The organism is Trinickia sp. (genome assembly GCF_051953405.1).
Taxonomy (GTDB): domain Bacteria; phylum Pseudomonadota; class Gammaproteobacteria; order Burkholderiales; family Burkholderiaceae; genus Trinickia.
In genome coordinates this window covers 1-5,457 of sequence record NZ_JBQCIV010000014.1, presented here as the reverse complement: position 1 = coordinate 5,457, position 5,457 = coordinate 1, and the positions used below count along the sequence as shown (strand labels likewise).

The window sequence follows — 5,457 nt, the reverse complement described above, 5'->3', positions numbered from 1 at the left end:
TGGATAAATTTTTTTTGGGTGTTTTTGGTTTTTTTTGTGTGGGGGGGTGGGGGTGTGGGGGGGGGGGGGGCCGCCGCCCCACAGTCCCCCCCACCGGCGGCGCCGAGTCGGCCGGGTTCTACGATGGCTGATCAAATCAAGAAGAAGCGATCAGCCGCATGTCCGGAACCCGCATCACCGACCAACAGGTTCGCCTCTACATGTCCAAACGCAAACAACACTCTCAGGAGATCGCCGCCGCCAAGGCCGGCATCAGCGTGCGCAGTGCCCGGCGCATAGAACGAGAGGCCACGCTGCCGTCCCAGAAGCCACGTCGCTACTGGCGCTCGCGCCCCGATCCGTTCGCCGACGTCTGGGACACCGAAGTCGTTCCGATGCTCATGAACGCACCGCAACTTCAGGCGATCACGATCCTGCGCAAGCTGCAGGACGATCATCCCGATCAGTATCCCGACAGCACACGCCGCACGCTCGAGCGGCGCGTCAGGCACTGGCGGGCAATGTCCGGCCCGCCGAAGGAAGTCTTCTTCCCGCAGCAGCATGAGCCCGGCGTGCGGGGCCTGTCGGACTTCACCGACATGGCTGAACTGCGCGTGACCATCGCCAGCGCTCCATTCGCTCATCGGCTGTACCACTTCGTGCTGGCCTTCTCGCACTGGGAATACGCCAATGTCGTCGAAGGCGGCGAGAGTTTCGAAGCGCTGTCCACGGGTCTGCAGAACGCGCTTTGGCAAGCCGGCGGTTGCCCGCGTGAACACCGGACCGACAGTCTGTCGGCGGCGTTCAAGAATCTGCAGGATGAAGAGGACTTCACGGTGCGTTACGCCGCGCTGCTCGAGCATTACGGCATGGTCGGCACGCGCAACAATCGCGGTCAGGGCCACGAGAACGGCAGCGTGGAGTCGTCGCATCGCTATCTGAAGGAGGCCATCGACCAAGCGTTGATGTTGCGCGGTCACCGGGACTTCGCCGATCGCACGGCCTACGACGAGTTTCTGCGCGAGATCGTCATGCGCCGCAACCGGCGCAATTCGGCGGCGTACCGCCTGGAGCGCGAGCAGCTCATCGATCTGCCGCTGCGACGCACGACCGACTTCGTTGAGGAGGAAGCACGTGTCACACGCTGCAGCACCTTCACCGTGCGCGGCATCCTCTACAGCGCGCCGTCGCGACTAATCGGCCACCGCCTGAAGGTGCGTGTCTACGGCGACCGGCTCGACTGCTATCTGTCTGGTGCGCTGGTGCACAGCACCCCACGCGGCTCGCGTGCCGGTGACAACCGCCGAGCCCTCGATTACCGGCACTTCATCGAGGGCCTCAAGCGCAAGCCGCAGGCCTTCAAGGGACTCGCGTTTCGCGACGAGCTGTTTCCGCGTGAGGCCTATCGCCGGACGTGGGAGCAGCTCGAGGCACGGCTGACGCAGCGCGATGCGTGCCGGACCATGGTCGGTCTGCTTGAGCTTGCCGCGCTGGATGGCGTCGAAGCCGTGCTGGCCGCACGCCTCAACGCATTGCTGGTGGACGGCAGGTTGCCGGATCTCAAGGCGTTACGCGAGGAATTTGCGCCGCGCCAGGTCGACTGCCCGGTGGTCAATGTCGAGATTCCGCCTGCAAGCTGCTATGACGCGCTGCTGGGCAAGCAGGTGGCAGCATGAATACGCCCGCTTACGATGCCGGCCGTCTGGCCCTGATGCTCAATGAATTGCGCCTGCCGACCATCGCTCGCCTGTGGCCCGAGTTTGCCCAGCGCTCCGACAAGGAAGGCTGGCAGGCCACACGACTGCTCGGCGCACTGCTTGAGCACGAACTCGCCGAGCGCGCCAAGCGGCGCATCGAACGACACCGCACCGAGTCCCATCTGGATCCGACCAAGACATTGGCCACCTTCGACTTCGGCATGGTGCCGATGGTCTCCAAAGCCCACGTCATGGCACTGGCTACCGGCGATTCGTGGCTCGAGAAGGGCGCCACCGTGCTCCTGTTCGGCCCGCCCGGGGTCGGCAAGAGTCACCTTGCGGCTGCCATCGGACACGCGCTGATTGACGCTGGCTACCGCGTGCTGGCCACACGGACCAGTGAGATCGTGCAGAAACTGCAGGCTGCGCGTCAGAGCCTGCAATTGCCGTCAGCGCTAGCCAAGCTCGATCGCTTCGACCTGATCATCCTGGACGACCTGTCGTACGCCCGCAAGGATCAGGCCGAAACCAGCGTGCTGTTCGAACTGATCGCCGAAAGATACGAGCGCCGCAGCCTGCTGATCACCGCCAACCAGCCGTTCTCGGGCTGGAACGACGTGTTTCCGGATCCCGGCATGACCATCGCCGCAATCGACCGGCTCGTCCATCACTCGACGATCTTCGAGATGAACGTCGAAAGCTACCGCCGCCGCACGGCCAACGACAAACAGACCAGCCGGCGCCGACAATCATCCAGCGACAACCACCAGGAAGGAGCGACAAACATGGCCGAATAACCACCGACAATCACCCGGTCGACCGGCCAAGATGGTTGTCGGTAAACTGGCCAAGCTGCTTGACGCTATCTAGATTGGCCCCGCTGGTTTCTGGCATCGAAGAAGGCAATATCGGGCGTGGCCAGGTGAAGGATGTCTTCGAGACCAATTACTGTCGCTGGTGGCTTAACGCTGTTGTCGACGGAGACGACGTCCTGCGCACCTTCGTGTCTGCTGAGCACGAGAAGCGCATCCGGGATTTCTGCGAGCTTGACGAGCAATTCATCGCGCTAACTCAGGCGTGGGTCAGAGCACAACTTTCAGCCGGCCTTCCTTCGCCAGCAAGAGTCACCCATGGCTCGGAGTGGGGCCTTCTGCGTTACGAGATGCAGAAGAGGACGCGGCATCTCCCATTGCGTGAACTGATGTCTAAGGCTTCTGGTGCGATTCTCCGGCTGACGCCGTGTTTGCTTATGAGCCCGCTCTCCATTGCGCAGTACTTGCCGGGCGAGACCCCCGAGTTTGATGTGGTGGTGTTCGACGAAGCATCGCAGATTCCGGTCTGGGACGCGATCGGTGCGATGGCGCGGGCAACGCAGGTCATCATGGTTGGCGACCCGAAACAACTACCACCGACCAGTTTCTTTGACCGCGCTGAATCCGACGTCGATGACACCGACATCGAAACCGAACTCGAAAGCATCCTGGAAGAGTGCATCGGTGCGAATCTGCCGACTTTGAAATTGTCGTGGCACTACCGCAGCCGGCACGAAAGCCTGATCGCCTTCTCGAACTACCGGTACTACAGCGGTGACCTCGTTACTTTTCCGAGTCCGGTCACGAACGACCGAGCGGTTAGCTTCAATCTCGTCCCCGAAGGCCGGTACGAACGTGGAGGAGCACGCACTAACAAGCCGGAGGCCAAGGCTCTTGTTGCCGACCTTGTTAGCAGGCTGAAGACCCCCGACTTTCGCGACAGCGGGTTGACGGTCGGTGTCGTCACGTTCAATGCCGAGCAACAGCGATTGATTGAGGACCTTCTCGACGAAGCGCGTCGAAAAGACCCGTCAATCGAGACGCACTTTGCTGAATCGGCGCTGGAGCCAGTTTTCGTTAAGAACTTGGAGAGCGTTCAGGGCGACGAGCGGGACGTCATGTACTTCTCCATTACTTACGGTCCCGGTATTGACGGCACTATGCCGATGAATTTTGGGCCGATGAATCAACAAGGTGGAGAGCGACGCCTCAATGTAGCAATCACGCGTGCGCGTCAGGAATTGCGTGTATTCGGTAGCTTCAAGCCGGAAAAGATGGATCTATCCCGTACGCAGGCTTTGGGTGTGCGAGATCTCAAGCACTTTCTTGAGTATGCGGAACGAGGCGCGCGTGCTCTTGGTGAGACTGTTGCCGGTAGCGTCGGTGACTTTGACAGCCCATTCGAAAAGGCTGTCTGTATTGCGCTCGCTGAGCGAGGTTGGACAGTTCATCCCCAGGTCGGCGTTTCGGCGTTTCGCATTGACCTTGGCGTGGTGGACCCCGATGCGCCTGGGCGCTATCTCGCTGGTGTCGAATGCGACGGGGCGACCTATCATCGCTCTGCGACTGCTCGCGACCGCGACAAGTTGCGTGAGCACATTCTGCGAGGACTTGGTTGGGAAATCGTTCGAATCTGGTCAACCGACTGGTGGGTCGACATGCCGGGCACCCTGGAAAAGGTGGATGGCCAATTGCGGTTTTTGCTTGCTGCGAGACAGGAAGCAGAGGTGGTAGAAGTGCAAGGTGCGGCAGCTATTGCACACGATGTAATTGCGGCTGCTCGGGCCAGTTCGGACTGTGAATCCAGTAGCGCAATTGCAAATCCCATCGATGAGCCAAATGAATTATCGAAGCGTGTTGCGTCCGAAGATGAAGTGCCTGCCGTTTACGCTCGTGCGGCTTTAGCGCCAACATCCGCTCGGGGTAGTGAGGCGATATTTATTGAAGTTGACTTGACAATTTCCAATCACGCGCGCGACCCAGAACTGTTCTTCGCACACACCTACGACGAGCTTTTGCTCGCAATGATTGCCGCGGTCGTCGACGCCGAGGGACCAGTGCGCGACGAAGTACTGGCGAGACGTATTGCTCGAGCGCATGGATGGTCCAGGACCGGGGCTCGCATTCTAAATCGTGTGGTTGAACTCGCATCAAAGCATTTCGATACAGAGGCTGAAGACGTCGGCCTGTTTATCTGGCCGAAGACAGTCAGCAATAAGGAATCTTTAGCGTTTAGAAATCCGCTGCCCGGATCTAGTCGACCGGTGGATGAGGTTTCAATCGCAGAGTTGAGAGCGCTTGCGACGAAATTGCGAGCGGAGGGGCACGACGAGGAATCAGGGCTTAACGCTATGAGTCGGGAACTCGGCCTGCTTCGGCTGCGTGCCGCGAGCAAAGAGCGCTTGGAGCAAGCGTGGCGAAGAGTCTCGTAATGCACTTAAGCGGAATACACATGTCGTCTGGACGTCCCTTTGATCTTGCAGGGCGTTTCCGGTTCTTCGAGTTCGGTGACGTCGTTGCGTTTGGCGCCCGTCGGGGTGGCCGCGAGTGGCATGCCTTGCGCTTCGGTGACGGTGTTACGTTTCGAACCTGCGTTGTTATTCTCTTTGAAAACGCACAAGGAATGGTCTTCAAAAGGAAAGATTTGACTCACATGTCGCTTTGGACCTGCTGTCGGCGGACATCGGCAGGCTATGCCGCATTCCGATGCGGTAGGTCCGGCTGGCTTTGCCAACATGCATAGAGGGGCTAGTGTCAAAAGAGAGCGCCGAACGAATTCACAAGATCGTGCAGCGTATCCGGAAGCGCGGGGTGGTCACGATTGCAGAGCTAATGGTTCACCTCGAGGTGTCGCGTGCGACACTGAAAAGGGATTTTGATGTCTTACGGGATCGGCTCGGCTGTCCTCTCGTATGGGATAAGCGGAAACGGGGGTATGTGATCGAGGACGACCAGCTTCCGGGTGGCGG

3 protein-coding genes and 1 pseudogene are annotated in these 5,457 nt (G+C 59.9%); all 4 read left to right on the top strand.

Going from position 1 to position 5,457, the window contains the following annotated elements:
- The first annotated feature begins 158 nt into the window (after positions 1–158).
- The gene (gene istA, locus ACTHN9_RS03100) at positions 159–1,655 is read left to right on the top strand and encodes an IS21 family transposase (RefSeq protein ID WP_440535287.1); all 1,497 of its coding nucleotides are present in this window, start codon (positions 159–161) and stop codon (positions 1,653–1,655) included.
- Positions 1,652–2,473, top strand: coding sequence for an IS21-like element helper ATPase IstB (gene istB, locus ACTHN9_RS03095; RefSeq protein ID WP_440535286.1), 822 nt, complete (start codon positions 1,652–1,654; stop codon positions 2,471–2,473). Before istA ends, istB begins: the two co-directional genes overlap by 4 nt.
- 74 nt (positions 2,474–2,547) lie before the next feature.
- Positions 2,548–4,920, top strand: a pseudogene (locus ACTHN9_RS03090) (DUF3320 domain-containing protein); the annotation flags it as partial.
- A 319-nt stretch (positions 4,921–5,239) separates the two neighbouring features.
- Positions 5,240–5,457 (top strand): HTH domain-containing protein (locus tag ACTHN9_RS03085; protein ID WP_440535285.1); only part of this gene is annotated, 218 nt, incomplete at its 3' end.